This is a genomic window from Micromonospora zingiberis (genome assembly GCF_004331455.1).
Lineage (GTDB): Bacteria > Actinomycetota > Actinomycetes > Mycobacteriales > Micromonosporaceae > Micromonospora > Micromonospora zingiberis.
The window spans coordinates 12,982-32,950 of sequence record NZ_SJJR01000020.1 but is presented as its reverse complement, the minus strand read 5'-3'; the positions used below and the strand labels follow the sequence as shown (position 1 = coordinate 32,950).

Annotated in this window: 19 protein-coding genes and 1 pseudogene; 13 read left to right on the top strand and 7 right to left on the bottom strand. The window is 72.4% G+C overall.

What is annotated here, in order from left to right:
- Positions 1-212 precede the first annotated feature (212 nt).
- Positions 213-2,207, bottom strand: a pseudogene (gene acs / locus E0H26_RS23360) (acetate--CoA ligase).
- Positions 2,208-2,479: 272 nt separating this feature from the next.
- On the opposite strand from acs, the gene E0H26_RS23355 reads away from it, so the two are divergent.
- Complete coding sequence (locus E0H26_RS23355) at positions 2,480-3,226, top strand: Fic family protein (RefSeq protein ID WP_131307253.1); 747 nt, start codon at positions 2,480-2,482, stop codon at positions 3,224-3,226.
- 54 nt (positions 3,227-3,280) lie between these two features.
- On the opposite strand, the gene E0H26_RS23350 is transcribed toward E0H26_RS23355, so the two are convergent.
- The 3 genes from E0H26_RS23350 to E0H26_RS30110 form a co-directional block, all read right to left on the bottom strand.
- Positions 3,281-4,087, bottom strand: a complete 807-nt coding sequence (locus E0H26_RS23350) for an HAD family hydrolase (RefSeq protein ID WP_131307251.1) — start codon at positions 4,085-4,087, stop codon at positions 3,281-3,283.
- Between the two features lie 349 nt (positions 4,088-4,436).
- Complete coding sequence (locus E0H26_RS30115) at positions 4,437-4,670, bottom strand: VHL beta domain-containing protein (RefSeq protein WP_240742330.1); 234 nt, start codon at positions 4,668-4,670, stop codon at positions 4,437-4,439.
- 142 nt (positions 4,671-4,812) lie between these two features.
- Positions 4,813-5,004 (bottom strand): hypothetical protein, encoded by a 192-nt coding sequence (locus E0H26_RS30110; protein WP_240742329.1) that lies wholly within the window; start codon positions 5,002-5,004, stop codon positions 4,813-4,815.
- 623 nt (positions 5,005-5,627) lie between these two features.
- Between E0H26_RS30110 and ssd the strand changes: the two genes are divergently transcribed.
- The 7 genes from ssd to E0H26_RS23310 are packed head-to-tail and all read left to right on the top strand — an operon-like array spanning position 5,628 to position 11,000.
- On the top strand, positions 5,628-6,725 hold the full coding sequence (ssd, locus tag E0H26_RS23340) for a septum site-determining protein Ssd (RefSeq protein WP_131307249.1): 1,098 nt from the start codon (positions 5,628-5,630) through the stop codon (positions 6,723-6,725).
- A complete protein-coding gene (locus tag E0H26_RS23335) occupies positions 6,722-7,975 on the top strand; it encodes a TadA family conjugal transfer-associated ATPase (RefSeq protein WP_131307247.1) in 1,254 nt (417 codons plus the stop codon). Before ssd ends, E0H26_RS23335 begins: the two co-directional genes overlap by 4 nt.
- Positions 7,972-9,243, top strand: a complete 1,272-nt coding sequence (locus tag E0H26_RS30490; protein ID WP_338106229.1) for a hypothetical protein — start codon at positions 7,972-7,974, stop codon at positions 9,241-9,243. The genes E0H26_RS23335 and E0H26_RS30490 overlap by 4 nt, the downstream gene beginning before the upstream one ends.
- Entirely contained in the window at positions 9,243-10,034 is a 792-nt protein-coding gene (locus tag E0H26_RS23325) for a type II secretion system F family protein (protein WP_131307245.1), read from the top strand. The genes E0H26_RS30490 and E0H26_RS23325 overlap by 1 nt, the downstream gene beginning before the upstream one ends.
- A gap of 32 nt (positions 10,035-10,066) precedes the next feature.
- The gene (locus E0H26_RS23320; RefSeq protein ID WP_206025330.1) at positions 10,067-10,225 is read left to right on the top strand and encodes a DUF4244 domain-containing protein; all 159 of its coding nucleotides are present in this window, start codon (positions 10,067-10,069) and stop codon (positions 10,223-10,225) included.
- 47 nt (positions 10,226-10,272) lie between these two features.
- On the top strand, positions 10,273-10,590 hold the full coding sequence (locus tag E0H26_RS23315; protein WP_476703380.1) for a TadE family type IV pilus minor pilin: 318 nt from the start codon (positions 10,273-10,275) through the stop codon (positions 10,588-10,590).
- Positions 10,587-11,000, top strand: coding sequence for an Rv3654c family TadE-like protein (locus tag E0H26_RS23310; RefSeq protein WP_131307239.1), 414 nt, complete (start codon positions 10,587-10,589; stop codon positions 10,998-11,000). Before E0H26_RS23315 ends, E0H26_RS23310 begins: the two co-directional genes overlap by 4 nt.
- A gap of 192 nt (positions 11,001-11,192) precedes the next feature.
- Here E0H26_RS23310 and E0H26_RS23305 read toward each other — a convergent pair whose 3' ends face one another.
- From E0H26_RS23305 to E0H26_RS23295, 3 genes are all read right to left on the bottom strand, one after another.
- Entirely contained in the window at positions 11,193-11,768 is a 576-nt protein-coding gene (locus tag E0H26_RS23305) for an LURP-one-related family protein (RefSeq protein ID WP_131307237.1), read from the bottom strand.
- A gap of 84 nt (positions 11,769-11,852) precedes the next feature.
- A complete protein-coding gene (locus tag E0H26_RS23300; RefSeq protein ID WP_131307235.1) occupies positions 11,853-12,059 on the bottom strand; it encodes a hypothetical protein in 207 nt (68 codons plus the stop codon).
- Between the two features lie 114 nt (positions 12,060-12,173).
- Positions 12,174-14,672 (bottom strand): DEAD/DEAH box helicase, encoded by a 2,499-nt coding sequence (locus E0H26_RS23295; protein ID WP_420812866.1) that lies wholly within the window; start codon positions 14,670-14,672, stop codon positions 12,174-12,176.
- 133 nt (positions 14,673-14,805) lie between these two features.
- Between E0H26_RS23295 and E0H26_RS23290 the strand changes: the two genes are divergently transcribed.
- The 5 genes from E0H26_RS23290 (at position 14,806) to E0H26_RS23270 (ending at position 19,684) form a co-directional block, all read left to right on the top strand.
- Positions 14,806-15,147, top strand: a complete 342-nt coding sequence (locus E0H26_RS23290) for an STAS domain-containing protein (RefSeq protein WP_131307231.1) — start codon at positions 14,806-14,808, stop codon at positions 15,145-15,147.
- Positions 15,147-15,581: an ATP-binding protein gene (locus tag E0H26_RS23285; RefSeq protein ID WP_131307229.1), complete on the top strand. Its 435-nt coding sequence runs from the start codon at positions 15,147-15,149 to the stop codon at positions 15,579-15,581. Before E0H26_RS23290 ends, E0H26_RS23285 begins: the two co-directional genes overlap by 1 nt.
- Before the next feature lie 319 nt (positions 15,582-15,900).
- Positions 15,901-18,285, top strand: coding sequence for a sodium-translocating pyrophosphatase (locus E0H26_RS23280; RefSeq protein WP_131307227.1), 2,385 nt, complete (start codon positions 15,901-15,903; stop codon positions 18,283-18,285).
- 119 nt (positions 18,286-18,404) lie between these two features.
- On the top strand, positions 18,405-18,947 hold the full coding sequence (locus E0H26_RS23275; protein WP_131307225.1) for a hypothetical protein: 543 nt from the start codon (positions 18,405-18,407) through the stop codon (positions 18,945-18,947).
- A complete protein-coding gene (locus E0H26_RS23270; RefSeq protein ID WP_131307223.1) occupies positions 18,938-19,684 on the top strand; it encodes a hypothetical protein in 747 nt (248 codons plus the stop codon). The genes E0H26_RS23275 and E0H26_RS23270 overlap by 10 nt, the downstream gene beginning before the upstream one ends.
- Positions 19,685-19,969 lie beyond the last annotated feature (285 nt).

Genomic DNA, 19,969 nt, shown 5'->3' with positions numbered 1-19,969 from the left:
GGTTGCGGGCCGGTGAAGACGCCCCGATCGAAAAGGGGCCACTGGTGAATTTAGGCACCAGTGGGGCTGGTGGGAAGAGGGCGCGCGTCGATTTGTTGCGGCGATTTGTTGAGAGGCATTTTCACTGTCACATCCGGGCGTCGGTCGGGCGGACACGACGATGGGTGGCGGCCCGCGCTGGACCCGCCACCCATCCGGTCGTACGCCTGCCGTCAGTCCTCGTCGGACTTGCCGCCACCCATGCCGGAGGCGATCAACTCCATCACCGACGAGTCCTGCAACGTCGTGACGTCACCCAGCGAACGGTTCTCCGCCACGTCCCGCAGCAGCCGGCGCATGATCTTGCCCGACCGGGTCTTCGGCAACTCGGGTACCAGCATGATCTGCCGGGGCTTGGCGATCGGACCGAGCGTCTTCGCCACATGGTTACGCAGGTCGGCGATGAGCTGCTCGCCCGCCTCGCCGGCGGTCTCGGTGCTGCCCCGGGGAATGGCGAACGCGACGATCGCCTGGCCGGTGGTCGGATCGGTGGCACCCACCACCGCCGCCTCGGCCACCGCCGGGTGCGAAACCAGCGCCGACTCCACCTCGGTGGTCGAGATGTTGTGCCCCGACACCAGCATCACGTCGTCCACCCGGCCGAGCAGCCAGATGTGCCCGTCGTCGTCCTTCTTCGCCCCGTCACCGGCGAAGTAGATCCACTCGTCGCCGGCGTTGCCGCTCGCGCCCGCACCGAAGCGGGACCAGTACGTCTCGATGAACCGGTTGTCGTCGCCCCAGATGGTGCGCAGCATCGACGGCCACGGGTCGCGCAGCACCAGGTAACCGCCACCACCGTTGGGCACCGACTGGCCCTGGTCGTCCACCACGTCGGCGCTGATGCCGGGCAGCGCAGTCATCGCCGAACCCGGCTTGGCGGCGGTGACCCCGGGCAGCGGCGAGATCATCATGCTGCCGGTCTCGGTCTGCCACCAGGTGTCCACGATCGGCAGCTCGCCCCGGCCGACGTGCTGCCGGTACCACATCCACGCCTCGGGGTTGATCGGCTCACCGACGCTGCCGAGCAGCCGGAGCGTGGAGAGGCTGTACTCGGCCGGGATCTCGTCGCCCCACTTCATCATGGTGCGGATCAGCGTCGGCGCGGTGTAGAGAATGGTGACGCCGTACTTGTCGACGATCTCCCAGAACCGGCCCTTGTGCGGGGTGTCCGGGGTGCCCTCGTACATCACCTGCGTGACGCCGTTGGAGAGCGGACCGTACACGATGTAGGAGTGGCCGGTCACCTAGCCGATGTCGGCGGTGCACCAGTAGACGTCGCTCGCCGGCTTCAGGTCGAAGACCGCGTGCGAGGTGTACGACGCCTGGGTCAGGTAGCCGCCGGTGGTGTGCAGGATGCCCTTCGGACGGGCCGTGGTGCCGCTGGTGTAGAGGATGAACAGCGGATGCTCGGCGTCGAACGCCTCGGCGGTGTGCTCGGTCGACGCCTGCTCCACCGTCTCGTGCCACCAGTGGTCCCGCTCCGACCAGCCGACCTGCTCGCCGGTGCGGCGGACCACCAGGACGTGCTCAACCGACGGGCAGTTCGCCACCGCCTCGTCGACGATCGGCTTCAGCGCGGACGGCTTGCCCCGCCGGTAGCCGCCGTCGGCGGTGATCACGACCTTGGCCGTGGCGTCCTGGATCCGGTTGGTCAGCGACTCGGCGGAGAACCCACCGAACACCACGCTGTGCGTGGCGCCGATCCGGGCGCAGGCCAGCATCGCGACCGCCGCCTCGGGCACCATCGGCAGGTAGATCGCCACCCGGTCACCGGCGACCACCCCGAGGTCGGTGAGGGCGTTCGCCGCCTGGCAGGTCATCCGGTGCAGGTCGGCGTAGGTGATGGTGCGGGTGTCGCCCGGCTCGCCCTCCCAGTGGATCGCCACCTTGTCGCCCCGGCCCGCCTCGACATGCCGGTCGAGGCAGTTGTACGCCACGTTCAACTGCCCGCCGACGAACCACTTGGCGAACGGCGGATTCGACCAGTCCAGCACCTGGTCCCACTGCTTCGCCCAGTCCAGCCGGCCGGCCTGACGCTCCCAGAAGGCCAACCGGTCGGCGTCGGCCTCGGCGTACGCGTCAGCGGTGACGTTGGCGTCGGCGGCGAGTTCGGCCGGCGGCGGGAACTGGCGCGTCTCGTTCAGCAAGTTGGCCAATGCCTCGCTCATACCAGCACTCTCCTCGTCATCGGGGGTGACCTGCGTCTCTCCCGGGCAGGTTAGCCGGGGCGGACGACCGAGGCGACCGGACCCGGCCGCCCCCGTCGCCCAACGGCCGCTCCCACGCGCCGAGGTGCAAGGAAGGGCACCTTATTAACGCCTCCGGTAGAGGAAGGGCCCCTTATTAACGCCGACAGGAAGCGCCGGACGAGCGGGTGGCCCCCGTCGCGTTGCCGGTGACTCCGGCGCGGCCCGGCCAGCGGGCTCGCTAGCGTGACGGGGTGACGACCGACCCGCTCGCACCGCTGCTCGCGCTCGCCGACATCGCCGACGCCGTCGAACAGGCCCGAACCCGCTTCGACTCCGCGCAAGGTCACCGCGCCCTGCGCCGGCACGGTGGCCAGGTCGCCGCCGAGGTGAGCCTGCGGTCCGCGGTCGCCAGCGCCGCACTCGAAGGCCGCAGCCACGAACGTGAGGCGGTCCGGGCCGGCACCGTGACCGAACCGGTGCTCCAGGGAGCGCTGCGAGTCGCCGGAGCACTACCTGGGCTGAGTGACCACTGGTCCAGGGCGCCCCGGCAGGCACTGGCGAAACTGCACGTGCTCGCCGGCCGGGACGTGGTCGACGCCGCCGAGCTGGGCCGGCCGGTCGACGATCCGGTGGTCGCCGCCCGGTTGGACGCGCTGGTCGGGCTGATCACCGGCGGAACGAAGGTGCCACCACTGGTGCTGGCCGCCGTCGTACACGGGGAACTGCTCAACCTGCGCCCGTTCGCCGGCCCCTCCGGCGTGGTGGCCCGGGGCGCGGCCCGCCTGGTGCTGCTCTCCAGCGGATTCGACCCGCGTGGCCTGCTCGCCATCGACGTCGGCCATCACGAGCGGGAACCGGAGTACGTCGGCGCGGCCGGCGCCTTCGCCACCGGCACCCCGGACGGGCTGCGGTCCTGGCTGCGCCACTACATGTCGGCCGTCGAGGTGGGCGCCGATCAACTGACCGAGATCGGGGCCGAAGTCCTGGCCGCCGGCTGAAAGTGTCGGCTGCCGGCGGCGGTCAGGGACGCAGGCCCCGGCGATCCCTGCGGTTCAGGCCGGCGTGGTCGAGGCGCGGGTGCGGCGATGCCGGCCGTACCAGGCGATGCCGATCGCCACCCCGACGCCCACCCCGAGCGCGGCGGCGGCGACCGGAACGGCCGGCCGCTCCCGCAGCCGGCGGCCCAGCGGGACCGGGTGCCGGAACTCCAGCACCGGCCAGGCGTTCTCCACGGCCAGCTTGCGCAACTGCCGATCCGGGTTGACCACCGTCGGATGGCCCACGCACTCCAGCAACGGCCGATCACTGTACGAGTCGGAATAGGCGTACGAGTCGGCCAGGTCGTATCCGCGCTCGGCGGCGAGTTCGCTGACCGCCTCCACCTTGCTGGGCCCGGCCGCGTAGAACTCGACCTCGCCGCTGTACCGGCCGTCCACCACGCCCATCCGGGTGGCGATCACGTCGGTGACGCCGAGCAGCACCCCGATCGGGCGCACCATCTCCTCACCGGAAGCGGACACCAGCACCACATCCCGGCCGGCGGCCTGGTGCTCCTCGATCAGAGCGGCGGCCTCGGCGTACACGTAAGGGTTGATCAGCTCGTGCAGTGTCTCGGCGACGATCTGGCGAACCTGTTCCACCGGCCAGCCCTTACAGAGGGTGGCCAGGTAGTCCCGGGTTCGCGCCATGGTCTGCTCGTCGGTGCCGCCCAGCCGGAACATCAGCTGCGCGTACGCCGACTTGACCACGTCACGCCGTGTGATCAGGCCGTCCCGGTAGAACGGCCGACCGAACGCCAAGGCGCTCGACTTGGCGATGACGGTCTTGTCGAGATCGAAGAAAGCGGCACTTCGGCCCACGGCGCGAAAGTCTAGCCCGATGGTCTATGGTCGGCGGGTGCCCGGGGGTCGAACACCCCTCGGACCTGCGGGCCGGCCTCCATCACGCCTGCGAAGAGTGACCGCGGTCACACTCTCCGAACCGGAATTCGCAGGGAGTGGAGGCTACACCACTCGACGTACACAGGTTCACTCAGGCAGACTTGTCCGCAAGGCGAGTATTCATATCTCGTACCACCGGCAGACTCTCGGCGGTTGCACCCCCCGTAACCGCTGAGCAGGTTCGGCTCGACCCCCCCGGAGCCGAACCTCCGACGACCCCCGTCTCCCCCCGACGGGGGTCGTCCCTTTGGTCGAGGCGCCGTTCCGGCTAGCGGATCACGGCTTTGCCGGGCGTGGCGGTCGGCTCGAAGCAGACCAGCGTCCGACCGCGGCGATCGGTCACCACCCACGGATGCCCGACGAACGTGTGCTGCCGGTACGACGCGGACGGCTGGAGCACCGCGTAGTGCCGTCTGCGGCCCTGGTAGTCCAGCCAGTACACGATCACGGGCCGGGACCTGAGGTTGACGAACTCGATGCTGGTCTCCGGGCCACCGCCCACCGACCGCAGACCCGGCTCGCGCGACGCTGGCAGCGGCGCCAGTTCTCGCGGTTCGGCCGGCCGAGGGCTCGGAGTCGGGCTTGCCGTTCGGCTCGGCGCCGCACTCGGCCGCGCGCTCGGTGCGGCCGGGCTGGTGGTGGTTCTACCGGGACTGGCGGTGCTTGCCGGCGCGGTCGTGGTCGCCGCCGCCGAGGGCGGTCGGGCCGGCGAGGACACCCGGCTGGGCGCCGTCGGCCGGGTCGAGGAGACTCCCGCCACGGACGACGAGGCCGCTGGTACGGACGGATCCGGGAACTGCCCGGGTGGGTTGGCGGCGGGGGGTGAGCCGATCCAACCGGCCGGCCCTTCGGGCGCCGCGGCCGGCGGCGGTTGGGTCGCCGGCCAGAGTGCGGTCAGCATCAGGCCGAGCACGGCGGCGCCGACGCCCGCCAACATCAGCCGGTGTGACCGGCGGCCGGGGGCGTGGTGCGCTGGCTCGGCCGAAGTGACGACGGGTTCACGCAGGGGTGGTGGGGGCGCTGCGGGCGGCGGGCCGGCGGGAAGCTCGGGGGCCGCCGGTAGCGCGAGCCGGAAGGGTCTTGTCGGGGCTGGGGGCAGGGCTGGCGGCATGCCGTCCGAGGTCGGATCGGGCAGCCACGGACCGATCCGGAGCCGTGGCTCGATGCGTGCGTGGTCGTGATCTGGTGACTGAGTCATGACCCCGATCCGGGGAGAAGTGCCGTTCCGCCGACGGCGCCGGATGTCGATTATGCGTGGTGTGTGTCACCTTCCGCCATGGGGCTGACTGACCAAAGTGGACGTCGATACGGCCCGTGCACATAGCAGATCAACGAGCGTGGTGGGCGTTGTCCACAGGAGGCTTGGTTATCCACAGGGCGGAGCGTCGGGGCGGCGTGCGTCGCGCCATCGGAGGCAGGGTTCGGCGCAGCGAACCCGTGCCGACCGTTGGAGGCCGCGATGCCGTCCCGTACCTCCGTTCCACCGCACCGGAGACCGCCGCTGGTGGTCACTGCCGACGGTGACCTGCTCGACGATCTGCTCCGGCTCGCCGCCGCCGGCGGAGTCGAGGTGGAGGTGGCCGCTGATCCAGCGGCCGCGCGTACCCGATGGCAGCCGGCTCCGCTGGTGGTGGTCGGCGCCGACCAGGCCCAGCCCTGCCTGCGGGCGCGACTGCCCCGGCGGTCCCGGCTGGTGCTCGTTGGCCGAGCCGGCGACCTCGACTCCGGGTGGCAGGTCGCCGACCTGCTCGGCGCCGAACATGTGGCGATGCTGCCGGCGGCCGAGCCGTGGCTGGTCGACCGGTTCGCCGAGTGTGGTGTCGACGGTGCGGCGCAGGCGCGGGTCGTCGCCGTGGTGGGTGGTCGTGGCGGGGGCGGGGCAAGCATCCTGGCCGCCGGGCTCGCGGTCACCGCCGCTCGCGGTCGGCTGCGTACCCTCCTGCTCGACGCCGACCCGCTCGGCGGTGGCCTGGATCTGGTGCTCGGCTGGGAGCAACTGGAAGGGCTGCGCTGGCCGGCACTGTCCGGAGCCGACGGGCGGGTCGACGGGCCGGCGCTGGTGCGTGCCCTGCCCAGCCGGGGTGACCTCGTGGTCCTCTCCTGGGACCGGGGCGACCTGGTGGCCGTACCGGCCGAGGCGATGGCGTCCACCCTGGACGCTGCTCGGCGTGGTCGCGACTTCGTGGTGGTCGACCTGCCCCGACAGTTCGACGACGCGGCCGTCACCGCGTTGCAGGCCGCCGACCGCGTCTTCGTGGTGGTGCCGGCCGAACTGCGGGCGACGGCGGCCGCCGCCCGGGTGGTCGCGGTGGCCGCACCGCACTGTCAGGACCTGTCGGTCATCGTCCGAGGGCCGGCTCCCGGGCGACTCCGGGCAGCGGAGGTGGCCAGGGCACTCGGCCTGCCGCTGGCCGGGACGCTGCGTCCAGAGCCGGGGCTGTGCCGTGGCCTTGAGCGGGGCGAGGCGCCGGCGGCCGGGGGACGCGGCCCGCTCGCGGAACTCTGCCAGCGGATCGTCACCGACCTGACGGGTCGACCCGTGGCGGGTGTCGCGTGACCGGGCCGACCCTGGTGGCGCGGGTTCGGCAGCGGATCGCCGCCGCCGCTACGCCGGTCACTCCGGCGACGATCGTCTCGGCGGTACGCGCCGAGGCCGACACCGCCATCCTCGGCGACACCGCCCTGCTGCGTATGGCCGACCAGGTGCGCGACGACCTGGTCGGAGCGGGTCCGCTCGCCCCGCTGCTCGCGGATCCGGCCGTGACCGACGTGCTGGTCAACGGCACCCGGGTGTGGGTCGACCGTGGGCAGGGGCTGTGCCAGGTCCCGGTGCCGGTGGGCACCGTGGACGACGTCCGCCGGCTCGCCCAACGGCTCACCGCTGGCGCCGGTCGTCGGCTCGACGACGGCTCACCCTGCGCCGACGCCCGGCTGGCTGACGGGACCCGGCTGCACGCCGTGCTGCCGCCGGTGGCGACCGAAGGCCCCTATCTGTCGCTGCGTACCTTCCGCCAGCGGCCGTTCACCCTGGACGAGTTGGTCACGCAGGGAGCTGTGCCCCGGCCGGCCGCTTCGGTGCTCGCCGCCGTGGTGGCGGCCCGGCTCGCCTACCTGGTGATCGGTGGCACCGGATCCGGCAAGACCACGCTGTTGAACACGCTGCTCGGGCTGGTGCCGACCACCGAGCGGATCGTGCTGGTCGAGGATGCTGCGGAGCTGCGTCCCGTGCATCCGCACGTGGTGGGGTTGCAGGCCCGGACGGCCAATGTGGAGGGGCGGGGCGCGATCGGCCTGAGCGAGCTGGTCCGGCAGGCGTTGCGGATGCGACCGGACCGGCTGGTGGTCGGTGAGTGTCGCGGTGGTGAGGTGGTGGATCTCCTCGCCGCACTCAACACAGGTCACGACGGCGGAGCCGGGACGCTGCACGCCAACGCACCATCGGACGTGCCGGCCCGGCTGGAGGCGCTCGGCCTGCTCGGCGGGTTGCCCCGCCCGGCGTTGCACGCCCAACTGGCGGCGGCCCTCCAGGTGGTGTTCCAGATCCGGCGTACCCCGCGGGGGCGGATGCTGGAGTCGATCTGTCTGCTGCTGCCCGGCGGGCCGGAGCGGCTGGTCAGGGCAGTTCCGGCGTGGGTTCGGGGGCGCGGTCCGGGCCCGGCGGGACCGGCACTCGGCGCCCTGATCCGCAGTCGGGACGTGCCGGTGCCGCCGATCCTGAACGAATCCTGGGCCGGGTCAGCGGGGCCGGGCGAACAATCCAGCCCGAGCGCGCCGCAGGACGACTCGACGCGTGGAGTGCCGGCATGAGCGGCCCGTACTGGTGGGCGCTGGCGCTGGCGGGGCTGACCTGCATCGCCGCGTGGTCCGTCCGCCGGCTGGTCGCCCGAGCACCGTCGGGCCGGACGGACGACGACGACCCGCTGGTCGGCTGGGTCGTCGCCCTGCGCGAGTCGGGCGACGCAGTGGTGGTGCCACCATCCGTGCACCGAGCGGCCGGGCGGGGATGTGCCGTGGGCCAGCGGGCCGGTGTCCGGATACCCTCGGCGACCACCGGACCGTCGGCCACGACCCGGCCGCCGGAGTGGCGAGGAAGCCGCCGCCCACCGGTCGCCGGCAGCGGCTCACCAGCTCGGTCAGCCGAAACGGTCACCGTGACCGGTGCCGTCCCGTCCGGGCGGCGGGCCGCCCCCCGGCTGGCAACCGGCCGTACGCCGGGCGCCCCGAGCGGTTCCGACGTGCGGCGTACCGACCCGGCGACGGGTGGGACCGAGTTCGGCTTGCGGCCGGTGCCCAGCCGGCGATCCCGGTGGTCGGGGTGGCCACGGCGCAATCTGGTGCTGGGCGTGCTGGTGGCCGCCGGGATCGCCGGGCTGCTCGCCGGGCCGGTAGCGGCACTCGCTTGCGCCGGGTACGGCGGGTTGGGCGTACGCGCGTTGTCCCGACATGACGCGGCGGCCCTGCGTACCCGGACGCGTCGGGAGCGGCTGGACCAACTGTGCGCACTCGCTGCGGACCTCAGGGCCGGACTACCGGTGCCGGTGGCTGCGCAGGCGTTGGGACTCGTCCGCCCGGTGCCGTCGGCCCCTCCTGATCTGACGGACCCGACCGGGTCAGCCAAGCGATCGAGCGGGACCGTCGGCACGGCTCAGGCCGCGTTGCCCGCGACTACGGAGTTCGGGGAGAGCGCCCCGTCGGGCGATCTGCCGGTGCCGGCCCACCCTGCCGTCCTGCCGGACCGTCCGGGGCAGTTGGCCCAAGCGGCGGTGCGGCTCGCCGATCGTACGGGCGCACCGCTGGCCGATCTGATCGAGCGGATCGAAGCCGATGCCCGCTCGATCGACCGGGGACGTGCTGCCGCTGCCGCCCAGGCGGCAGGTGCCCGGGCGACCGCCTGGCTGCTGGCCGCCCTGCCGTTGGGCGGCATCGGCCTGGGCTACGGGATCGGGGTCGACCCGCTTCAGGTCCTGCTGCACACCCCGATCGGTGCTGGTTGTGCAGCCGCGGCCATCGCCCTGCAGGTGGTCGGCCTGCTCTGGGCGGACCGCCTCGGCACGGTGCCGGACGGAGGAAGTTGATGTCCGGTATCTCCCTGGCGGCGGGTTGTCTCGCCTGCGCGGTGTTGCTCGGCGCGGTAGCCGTCGGCCGGCGGCGTCCCCGACGGCGGCTACGCCGGTTGGCCGACCCGGGACCGGCAACCAGCGCCCGGACTCGCGGTCGCGGTGCCAGCGGTGCTCCCGCCGGTACGCCCACCGGCCGTCGAGCCACCGGCCGTCGACTGGACAGCATCCGCCTTGCCGCGGCGCTGGCCGGGGTGGCCGTGGCGGTGCTGGTCGAGGGCGGGCCCGGCCTGGTGACCGCGCTGCTCACCGCAGTACTGCTGGACCGCCTGCTCCGGCGGATCGAGCATCCGGCCGACCGGAACCGGCGACTCCGGGCCGCCGCCGACCTGCCGCTCGCCGCCGACCTGATGGCGGCGGCACTGCGGGCCGGCGCACCGGTGGAGCCCTCGGTGATCGCGGTGGCCGATGCGCTCGACGGTCCACTGGCCGAGCAACTCCGCCGGGTCGGCCGGACGCTGCAACTCGGTGGGTTGCCACAGGAGGCGTGGGCACACCTGTCGGCGGTGCCGGGCGGGCAGCGGATCGGCACCGCCGCCGTTCGCTCGGCCAGCAGCGGTGCGGCCCTGGCCGGCGCCCTTACCCGGCTCGCCGACGACCTGCGCGCCGACCGGGTCACCACCATCGAGGCAGCCGCTCGCAGGGCCGGTGTGTTGATCGTGCTGCCCCTGGGCCTGTGCTTTCTGCCGGCCTTCATTCTCGCCGGCCTGGTGCCGGTGATCGTCGCCGTACTCGGCGATGTGCTGTGAACCCATCGAGAAAGGACGAACGCGTGCGCAAAATGCTCACCCGCCTTCGCGGGGATGCCGGAATGAACACCGCGGAGTACGCCGTCGGCACCCTCGCGGCGGTGGCCTTCGGTGGCATCCTGCTCAAGGTCCTGACCTCCGACAGCGTGCAGTCGGCCTTGGCGGCTGTCATCGATCGGGCGCTGAAGTGACCGGGCGCCGGCAGGCTGGCCGCGACCGGGGTTCGTTCACCGCCGAGATGGCGGCCGGTCTGCCGGCGCTGCTGCTGTTCCTGCTCACCGGTCTGACCGCCGTCAACGCGGTCAGCACCAAGGCGGCCTGTCTGGACGCGGCGCGGGAGGCGGCGTTGACCGCCGCCCGGGGCGGCGACGGCGTCGCGGCCGGCAACCGGCAGGCGCCGTCGGGCGCCGAGGTCGACGTCGTCGTGGCAGAAGAGTGGGTCCAGGCCACCGTGCGCGCCCCGGTCCGCGCCCTCGGTACGAACCTGCCCGCCATCACCGTCACCGGGGTCGCCGTCGCGGCCGTCGAACCGGGCGCGCCGGAGCCGCTGCCGTGAGGGCTACCAAGCATCGGCGTGGCGCCCCGACCGTCGGCTGGTCGGCGTGGCGGTGCCGGGCCGGCGGTCGGGACCGGGGTGGGGCGACCCTCTGCCTGCTGGCGGTGGGCCTCGTGTTCGCCGTGGGTGGGCTCTTCGCCGCCGAGGTCGGTGCGGCCCGGATGGCCCGTCAGCAGGCGCGGGTCGCGGCTGACTTCGGTGCCCTGGCGGGGGCGGGCCGGGCGTTGCAGGAGGAGTCGGCGGCGTGTGCCCGGGCTGACGAGATCGTCGTGGCCAACGGCGCCCGGTTGGTGCGGTGCCGGCTCGACGGGCTCGATGTCCTGGTCACCGCCGAAGTGGCCGTGGACTCGCTGCCCGGAATCACCCGTCGCGCCACGGCCACCGCCCGCGCCGGGCCGATTCGCGGATGACGGTCACCGCCCGAGCCGGGCCGATTCGCGCCATGGCCACCGCCCGAGCCGGGCCGATTCGCGCCACGGCCACCGCCCGAGCCGGGCCGATTCGCGGATGACGGTCACCTCGCAGCCGGACGCCCGAGGGCTGGCTCGTTCGACAGGGTCGAGTGAGCCAGCCCGCAACCCGCTCGGGCATGCGCAGGGTGGTCAGCGGCTCTGGAGGGCGTCCAGGGCGACCGCCATGGCGATCACGAGACGACGGTCGATCTGCGGATTCTGGATCTCGACGACGTAGCGGTCGCGCAGGCCCCATTTCTTGACCACCGAGAAGACCGGCTGGCCACCGGCGACGAAGTCGAAGTGGTACGGCAGCCAGGACAGCGAGTCGATGAAGCGGCGCAGCAGAGCCACCGGCATGCTGCGCTCCTGGCCGGTGACGTGCATGCCGTCCTGCTCGACGTGCCAGGTCGACCGGAGCAGCGACTGCGCGAAGTCCTTCCGGAACAGGCCGATCGGGTTGCCGGCGTGGTCGGTGACGTCGTACGTGGCAGCGAGGTCGAGGCGCTGCCGGGCCTTGAACCCGAGCAGCGGGTGCTGCTTCGAGTCGTCGGTGTAGATCGTGACCTGTTCCTTGAAGGCGAGCCGCTTCTGCTGAGCGAACGCCAGCAGACCGCCTTCGGTGCCGTCCGGGGCCACGCTGTGCACCTCGTACTGGTTGACCATGAACCGTACGCGCTGGCGGATGTGGAACTGGTGCTGCGACTGCAGGCTGTCGAGCTGCATGAATTCTCCTCAACTCTGGTGCGCCGGAGTGTCGCACAACGCGGCAACGGTCGCCGTCGGTGAGCTGCGGGGGGCGGTCCGGGGTCAGCGGACGCCGTCGACGGTCGACCGGTGTGCCCAGTTGACGAGTAGTTGCTGGATGGCGCGGAGCCGTTCGTTGATCTGCTCCAGCCGCTCGGCCTGAGCCAGCGTGGCGAGCGCGGTGGCCAGGGCGATCTGCTGATCGGTGCTGAGCTTTTCCTGGTCGATGGTGTAGAGCAGGTCGACGGTCTCGGCGATGGTGTCGGCCACGGCCCCTCCTCACGGGTGCGGACGAAACAGCGAACGGCGAGCGCAACCCGGACAGTCATCGATGGAAGCGCTCCCACCGTTCTTGCCCGTACGCCTCCGATTTCATGCCTGGCCTCACTGTGGCAGGTTGTCCAGCACCACGTCGAGCACCCGGACGGCACCCGGCTTGGACAGCGGGTTGTTGCCGTTACCGCACTTGGGTGACTGCACACAGGAGGGGCAGCCGGACTCGCACCCGCACTCGCTGATGGCGTCGCGGGTGGCCTTCAGCCAGGCGGCGGCCGTGCCGTACGCCCGCTCCGCGAAGCCCGCCCCGCCCGGATGGCCGTCGTAGACGAATACCGTCGGCGCCTCGGTGTCCGGATGCATCGCCGTGGACAGTCCACCGATGTCCCAGCGGTCACAGGTGGCCAGCAGCGGCAGCAGCCCGATCGCGGCGTGCTCGGCGGCGTGCAGGGCCCCCGGCCCGTCGGCGGGCTCCACCCCGGCGGCGACCAGCGACTCCGGCGAGAGGGTGAACCAGACCGCGACGGTACGCAGCTCGCGGGCCGGCAGGTCCAGCGGCCGAGTGTCGATCACCTCGCCGGTGGCGATCCGCCGACGCTGGTACGACACCACCTGGCTGGTCACGTCCACCTCGCCGAGGAACAGCCCGACCGGTCCGGCGTCGACGTACGAGCGCACCGACACCACCGAGAGCGAGGTGACGTCCCGCGCGTGGGTGGACCAGTCCGGCTCCTCGGGATGGACCAGCGCGCACCCGTCGTCGAGGTCGAGCGTGTCGACCACGTAGGACACTCCCTGATGCAGGTAGACCGCGCCGGGGTGCAGCAGGAAGTGCGACGAGCCGCCGTCGACGGTACCGAGCAACCGGCCGGTGGCGGCTTCCACCACGCAGACCGGGGCGCCGCCCTCGCCACGCAGGTCCACCTCGGGTCGTTCCCGGTGCCGCCAGTACCAGCCGGTCGGCCGCTGCCGCAGCGCTCCCGCCTCGACCAGCGCCTCCACCGTCTCCTTCGCGCTGTCGCCGAAGAGTTCCAGGTCGGCCACGGTCAGCGGGGCCTCGGACGCGGCGCAGGCCAACTGGGGCCCGAGCACGTACGGGTTGGCCGGGTCGAGCACGGTGGCCTCCACCGGTGCTCCGAAGAGTGCGTCCGGATGGTGCACCAGATAGGTGTCCAGCGGGTCGTCCCGCGCGACCAGCACCGCGAGGGCCTCCTGCCCGGAGCGGCCGGCCCGGCCGGCCTGCTGCCACAGCGACGCCCGGGTGCCGGGGTATCCACAGATCAGCACCGCGTCGAGTCCGACCAGGTCGACGCCGAGTTCCAGGGCGTTCGTCGAGGCCAGGCCGAGCAGGTCGCCGTGCAGCAGGGCCCGTTCCAGTTCCCGCCGCTCCTCCCGCAGGTAGCCGGCGCGGTAGGCGGCCACCCGGGCGCCGAGCCCGGGCACCGCCTCGTCGAGGCTGCGCCGTGCGCTGGTCGCCACCACCTCGGCGCCCCGGCGGGAGCGGACGAAGGCCAGCGTGCGTACCCCGGCGGCGACGATGTCCGCGAGCAGGTCGGCGGTCTCCCGCAGCGCCGACCGGCGGACCTGGGTGAGGTCGGCCAGCTCCGGTACGGCCTCGGCACCGGGTGCGAGGGCGTCCGGTGTGGCGTCGGATAGCGGGTGCGTCGGGCGGGACGGGTGGGCGCCGGGTCGCGGTACGTCAGGATCGCGGCGCGGCGCGGGTGCGGGTGCCGGCCGGTCGGCGGGGAGCAGCGGCGGTTCCCAGAGCGCGAAGGTCAACCCGGCTCGCGGTGAGGTGTCCTCGGTGACGGCGACGACCGGCAGGCCGATCAGTCGACCGGCCGTCGCGGCCGGGTCGCCCGAGGTCGCCGAGGCCAGGACGAACGTGGGACCGGCCGGGTCGCCGTACCGTGCGCACTGCCGGCGCAGCCGGCGCAGTACGTGGGCGACGTGCGAGCCGAAGACGCCCCGGTAGACGTGGCACTCGTCGACCACCACGTACCTGAGCCGGCGCAGGAATCCCGACCACTGCGCGTGGCCGGGCAGGATGCCGTGGTGCAGCATGTCCGGGTTGGTCAGCACGAAGCGGGAGTGCCGGCGGATCCACTCCCGCTCGGCGCGTGGGGTGTCACCGTCGTAGCAGGCCGGGCGTACGCCCTCGATGTCGAGTTCGGCGACGGCGCGTAACTGGTCGGCGGCGAGCGCCTTGGTCGGAGCCAGGTAGAGCACGGTGGCGCGGGGGTCGGCGAGCAGGGTGGCCAGCGCGGGCAACTGGTACGCCAGTGACTTGCCGGAGGCGGTGCCGGTGGCGACCACCACGTGCCGCCGGTCGTGGGCCAGATCGGCGGCTTCGGCCTGGTGCTGCCAGGGCGCGGTCACCCCCCGCCGGGCGTACGCCGAGCGCAGCTCCTCCGGAGCCCACCGTGGCCACGGTGCCGGTGTCCCGGCCCGGGGTGGCACCCGTTCGACGTGGGTGACCGGGTCGGTGGTGTGCCGCTGCCGCAACCGGTGTAGCAGGTCGCCCGGCGCGGCGACCGGAGCCGGGGCGGGGCCCGGTTCGCGGCCCCGGCCGGCGGATACGCTGGCTGCCGAGGTCACGTCCTGCACTCTCGCACTGGTGTTCGGAATTGGGAAATCGGCGTGCCGGGTGAGGTGGGACCAGCCCCGGTGAGTCGTCGGCCGGCTTCGGGGGTAGTGGTTAGATGCCCAGAGAGCTTACGGCCGCGTCGAGGGAGGACCGATGGAGCTGTCGCTGGCGACCCGTACCGTGGGGGAGCACACGGTGCTCGAGGTCGGCGGTGAGGTGGACGTCTACACCGCCCCCCGGCTGCGCGAACGGCTGCTCGAACTGATCGACTCCGGTGCCCGGCACGTGGTGGTCGACCTGGGCCGAGTGGACTTCCTCGACTCCACCGGGCTGGGTGTGCTGGTCGGCGCGCTCAAGCGGCTGCGGACGGCCGATGGCACCTTCGCCCTGGTCTGTGACAAGGAACCGTTGCTCAAGATCTTCCGGATCACCGCGCTGGATCAGGTATTCCCGCTACATCCCACGGTCGAAGCGGCGACCGGCGCTGGCGCGTGATGGCCACGGTCCGGCTCTCCTTCTCGCCAGCGCCGGTGCACGTGCGTACCGCCCGCCTGGTCGGGGTGGCGGTGGCCCGCCGGGCGGGAGTCCGCGAGGATCTGCTCGACGAGGTACGCCTGGCCATCGGTGAGGCGTGCACCCGTGCCGTCGCCCTGCACCGCCAGTACGGCCTGACCGCCCCGGTGCTGGTGGAGATGTCCGACTCCGGAACGTACGCGGTGCGCGTGGTCGACCGGGCGCCGATCGAGGCGGGTCTCGGTCTCGCGGCGCTCGACGCCGACCAGTTGGCCAACGAGTCGCTCAACGAGGACGACCTCACCACCGGCGTGGGTTTCGCCCTGCTCGCCGGTTTCGTGGAGGACCTTCAGGTCCGTCCGGTCGACGACGGCATCGGCACCGAGGTCCGGATGGTCTGGCCGCTGGCCCGCTGACCCACCAGTTAGCTCGCCGCCGCCTTCCCTGACCAGGGAATGCGGCGGCTTTGCCATGGACCCGTCCCTATATCAGATTTCGGTTCATAACACAGCGACGAAGATCATCGCGACATGGCGCCACCTCGGTGTGACCTCGAACACTGCGGAGGGCTACAGTACGCGGGTTGTCAGCAAGTGATCCACCAGGCAGCCAGCGCAGATGGGCGTCGGTCGTTGGGTTCGCCGGGGTGGATGGAGCGCGCTTGCGAATTCGCATCCAGGCACCGGTCGGTGCGTCTCCACCGACCGGTGCGTTGTTTGGCACAGGAGGACACAGATGTCCGACAGCACCTTGGCCGCCGAGGGCGGCGGGGCGATCTCCCTTACCGGAGCCAATGTCACGTACGTCGTCATCGCCGCGGTGATCGCGCTGGTCGCGCTCGCCTTCGCCGCCGGGTTGACGAAGACCGTGCTGGCTGCCGGCAAGGGCACCGACAAAATGCAGGAGATCTCCGGGGCCGTTCAGGAGGGCGCCTCGGCCTACCTGCGCCGGCAGTTCCGGACCCTGGCGATCTTCGTTGCGATCGCCGTGGTCCTGCTGTTCCTGCTGCCGGTGCACCAGACCGACGGCAGCGAGATCGCGGTGAAGATCGGGCGCTCGCTCTTCTTCGTGGTCGGGGCGCTGTTCAGCGCCTTCATCGGCGGCGCCGGCATGTGGCTGGCCACCCGCGCCAACCTGCGCGTGGCCGCCGCCGCCCGGGAGCGCGAGGGCGGCCGGGAATCGGCCATGAAGATCGCCTTCCGGACCGGCGGCGTGGTCGGCTTCCTCACCGTCGGGCTCGGCCTCTTCGGCGCCGCGCTGGTCGTACTGATCTTCCGGGGCGACGCGCCGACCGTGCTGGAGGGCTTCGGCTTCGGCGCCGCGCTGCTGGCCATGTTCATGCGGGTCGGCGGCGGCATCTTCACCAAGGCCGCCGACGTCGGCGCCGACCTGGTCGGCAAGGTCGAGAAGGGCATCCCCGAGGACGACCCGCGCAACGCCGCCACCATCGCCGACAACGTCGGCGACAACGTCGGCGACTGCGCCGGCATGGCCGCCGACCTCTTCGAGTCGTACGCGGTCACCCTGGTCGCCGCGCTGATCCTGGGCCGGGCCGCGTTCGGCTCCGACGGCCTGGTGCTCCCGCTGATCATCTCCACGATCGGTGTGCTGGTCGCCATCATCGGCGTCTTCATCACCCGGCTGCGCGCCTCCGACCGCAACGGTCTGACCGCGATCAACCGGGCCTTCTACCTGTCCGCGGTGATCTCCGCCGTGCTGGTCGCGGTGGCCACGGTCGCCTACCTCCAGCCGTCCTGGGCCGCGCAGCTCGGCGACGGCTGGCGGGAGACGCTCGGCGTCGAGGGCGGGGACCCGCCGTTCGGCCCACGCGGCGTGGTCATCGGCGCCGTCGTCATCGGCATCGTGCTCGCCGCCGCCATCCAGGCGCTGACCGGCTACTTCACCGAGACGAACCGCCGACCGGTGCAGGACATCGGCAAGAGCTCGCAGACCGGCCCGGCCACCGTCATCCTCGCCGGCATCAGCGTCGGCCTGGAGTCGGCGGTCTACTCGGCGCTGCTCATCGCCGCCGGTGTCTTCGGCGCCTTCCTGCTGGGCGGCGGCTCGATCACCCTGTCGCTGTTCGCCGTGGCGCTGGCCGGTATCGGTCTGCTCACCACCGTCGGCGTGATCGTCGCGATGGACACCTTCGGCCCGATCTCCGACAACGCCCAGGGCGTGGCCGAGATGTCCGGCGACATCGACGAGCACGGCGCTCGTACCCTCACCGAGTTGGACGCCGTGGGTAACACCACCAAGGCGATCACCAAGGGCATCGCGATCGCCACGGCGGTGCTGGCCGCGACCGCGCTGTTCGGCTCGTACACCGACACGCTGCGCCTCGCGTACGCCGACGCCGGGGTGACCGACGTCAGTGCCGAGATCCTCAACGCGCTGAACGTGGCGAACCCGCAGAACCTGGTCGGTCTGATCATCGGTGCGGCGGTGGTGTTCCTCTTCTCCGGCCTGGCCATCAACGCGGTCTCCCGCTCGGCCGGCGCCGTGGTGATGGAGGTCCGCCGGCAGTTCCGTGAGCTGCCCGGGATCATGGACTACTCCCAGCGCCCGGAGTACGGCAAGGTCGTCGACATCTGCACCCGGGACGCGCAGCGGGAACTGCTGACCCCCGGCCTGCTGGCGATCATGGCGCCGATCGCGGTCGGCTTCGGCCTCGGGCCCGGCGCGCTGGCCTCGTACCTGGCCGGGGCGATCGGGGCGGGCACGCTGATGGCGGTCTTCCTGGCCAACTCCGGCGGTGCCTGGGACAACAGCAAGAAGATGGTCGAGGACGGCGCGTACGGCGGCAAGGGCTCCGAGGCGCACGCCGCGACCGTCATCGGTGACACCGTCGGTGACCCGTTCAAGGACACCGCCGGCCCGGCCATCAACCCGCTGTTGAAGGTGATGAACCTGGTCTCCCTGCTGATCGCGCCGGCCGTGGTGGCGTGGAGCATCGGCGACGACCGCAACGTCGGCCTGCGGGTCACCATCGCGGTGGTGGCGACGCTGGTCGTCGTCGGGGCGGTGGTGTTCAGCAAGCGCAAGAGCATCGCGCTGGACGAGGACTCCGACAGCGGATCCGGCACCGCGGACCCGCGCCCGGAGGCGATCAAGGCCTGAGCGAGGTACGGCAGTTTCCGGTCCCCGGGCAGCGGCGCCGCCGCCCGGGGACCGGTCGCCGCTGTAGCCGGCCCGCCTGACCGGTGCCGACCAGGAGAGGAAGCCGTACGCTGCAACGCATGCGTACGTGCCGGGCGGACGCCGCCAGCAAGCTGACGGTGGTCCTGGCTACGTTGGTCCTGCTGGCCGGGTGCGGATCCAGCGGTCCCAGCCCGCGGGCGTGGGCCGCGTCGGTGTGTTCGGCACTGACCCCCTGGCGGGCGGAGATCAGCAAGCTGACCAGCAGCACCAATCAGCAGATGACCGCGCAGACCACCCCCGCACAGGCCAAGGAGAACCTGGTCCGGCTCTTCGGCGGGGCCGAACAGGCCAGCGAGGAAGCCCGGCGCAAGGTGGAGCAGGCGGGAGTGCCCACGGTCGAGGGCGGCGCGGAGGTGTCCGCCGGCTTCCGGGCCTCCCTCGCGTCGATGCGCGACGCCTACGGCCGGGCCCGGGCCACCATCGACGGGCTGAGTACGGGTGAGGCCAGCGTCTTCTACGACGGTGTACAGGCGACCGTGGAGACGTTGAAGCAGGACTACGACGCGAGCGCGTTGGACACCAGCCAGCTGAACTCGGAGGAGTTGAAGCGGGCCTTCGACGAGGTTCCCGAATGCCATTGAGCGGCTCCGGTGAGACATCGGCGGCGCAACCGCTGCCGGTGTCCTTCCCGGTGCCCGATCCGGCGTCGACGACAGCGCGGCGGGTCGGCCGGCGAGCCGGCGCACGCCCGGTCGGGCCGGACCTCGTTCCGGGCGGGGACGCCGAACCGGCGGTGGGGGACCGGCAACTGGTCTTCTTCGGGGCGGAAACCGCCGAACCCTCGGTCGCCGACCTCGCCGGGCTGCTCGCCGGGCCGGGCGAGGTGCACCGGATGGGCGGCACCGCCCGGCTGTCGGTGGTGGTGGACGCCGGGTGGCGGGTACACGTGCTCCTCGCCGAGCTGGCCCAGCGCGGCGTCCGGGCCACCTGGACGCGCACCGAGGATCAGCGGTACGCCGTGCGGACCGCGTACACCCGGACGTTGGTGCCGCTCGCGGCGGCGTGGTCGCGTGGCCCGGCGCAGCAGCCGCCGGCCGGCTTCCAACTCGACGGCCGGCGACTGCGGCTCTGGCTCGCCGCGTCCGGCGCGGTCGACCCGCCGGACTTCCTGCTGCGCCTCGGGGGCGCCGATCCGGGTGGCTGGACGGTGGTCGGCGCGGCCCTGGTCGCGGCCGGGCTGGCCGGCGAACTGGTCGAGCCGGGCGCGGGCGGTCCCGCGTACCGGATCGCCGGGCGGCGCCGGGTGCTGCGACTGGCGGAACTGGTCGGCGAACGGCCGCCCGCCGTGCCGCCCGACGCCTGGCCGGTCCGCGACTGACCGACCTGCCCGACGCTTGGCCGGTCCGTGATCGACCGGGCGCCGGCTGTCCGATCTGGGACAGCCGGGAGTCGGCGCACACCGGGAGAATCGGTCGGGTCTGACCTCCACCGAGGGGCTGCCATGGTCACAGTGGCACGCTTTACGCCCTACCCAGGGTGTACGGTGACGCCGTTCGGCGTGACCATAGATCGTTCCGGGCGGATTGCCGCCCGCGAAACCCGAAACACGGACGGCGCGTTACGTTGGACATCCGGACCGCCGGGTATCGAGGGTCGAGCGTGT

Coding starts and splice junctions, on each gene's coding strand:
- ssd (WP_131307249.1), top strand. CDS start 5,628: ATGCCGTCCCGTACCTCCGTTCCACCGCACCGGAGACCGCCGCTGGTG.
- E0H26_RS30490 (WP_338106229.1), top strand. CDS start 7,972: ATGAGCGGCCCGTACTGGTGGGCGCTGGCGCTGGCGGGGCTGACCTGC.
- E0H26_RS23325 (WP_131307245.1), top strand. CDS start 9,243: ATGTCCGGTATCTCCCTGGCGGCGGGTTGTCTCGCCTGCGCGGTGTTG.
- E0H26_RS23320 (WP_206025330.1), top strand. CDS start 10,067: ATGCTCACCCGCCTTCGCGGGGATGCCGGAATGAACACCGCGGAGTAC.
- E0H26_RS23315 (WP_476703380.1), top strand. CDS start 10,273: ATGGCGGCCGGTCTGCCGGCGCTGCTGCTGTTCCTGCTCACCGGTCTG.
- E0H26_RS23305 (WP_131307237.1), bottom strand. CDS start 11,768: ATGCAGCTCGACAGCCTGCAGTCGCAGCACCAGTTCCACATCCGCCAG.
- E0H26_RS23290 (WP_131307231.1), top strand. CDS start 14,806: ATGGAGCTGTCGCTGGCGACCCGTACCGTGGGGGAGCACACGGTGCTC.
- E0H26_RS23285 (WP_131307229.1), top strand. CDS start 15,147: ATGGCCACGGTCCGGCTCTCCTTCTCGCCAGCGCCGGTGCACGTGCGT.
- E0H26_RS23280 (WP_131307227.1), top strand. CDS start 15,901: ATGTCCGACAGCACCTTGGCCGCCGAGGGCGGCGGGGCGATCTCCCTT.
- E0H26_RS23275 (WP_131307225.1), top strand. CDS start 18,405: ATGCGTACGTGCCGGGCGGACGCCGCCAGCAAGCTGACGGTGGTCCTG.
- E0H26_RS23270 (WP_131307223.1), top strand. CDS start 18,938: ATGCCATTGAGCGGCTCCGGTGAGACATCGGCGGCGCAACCGCTGCCG.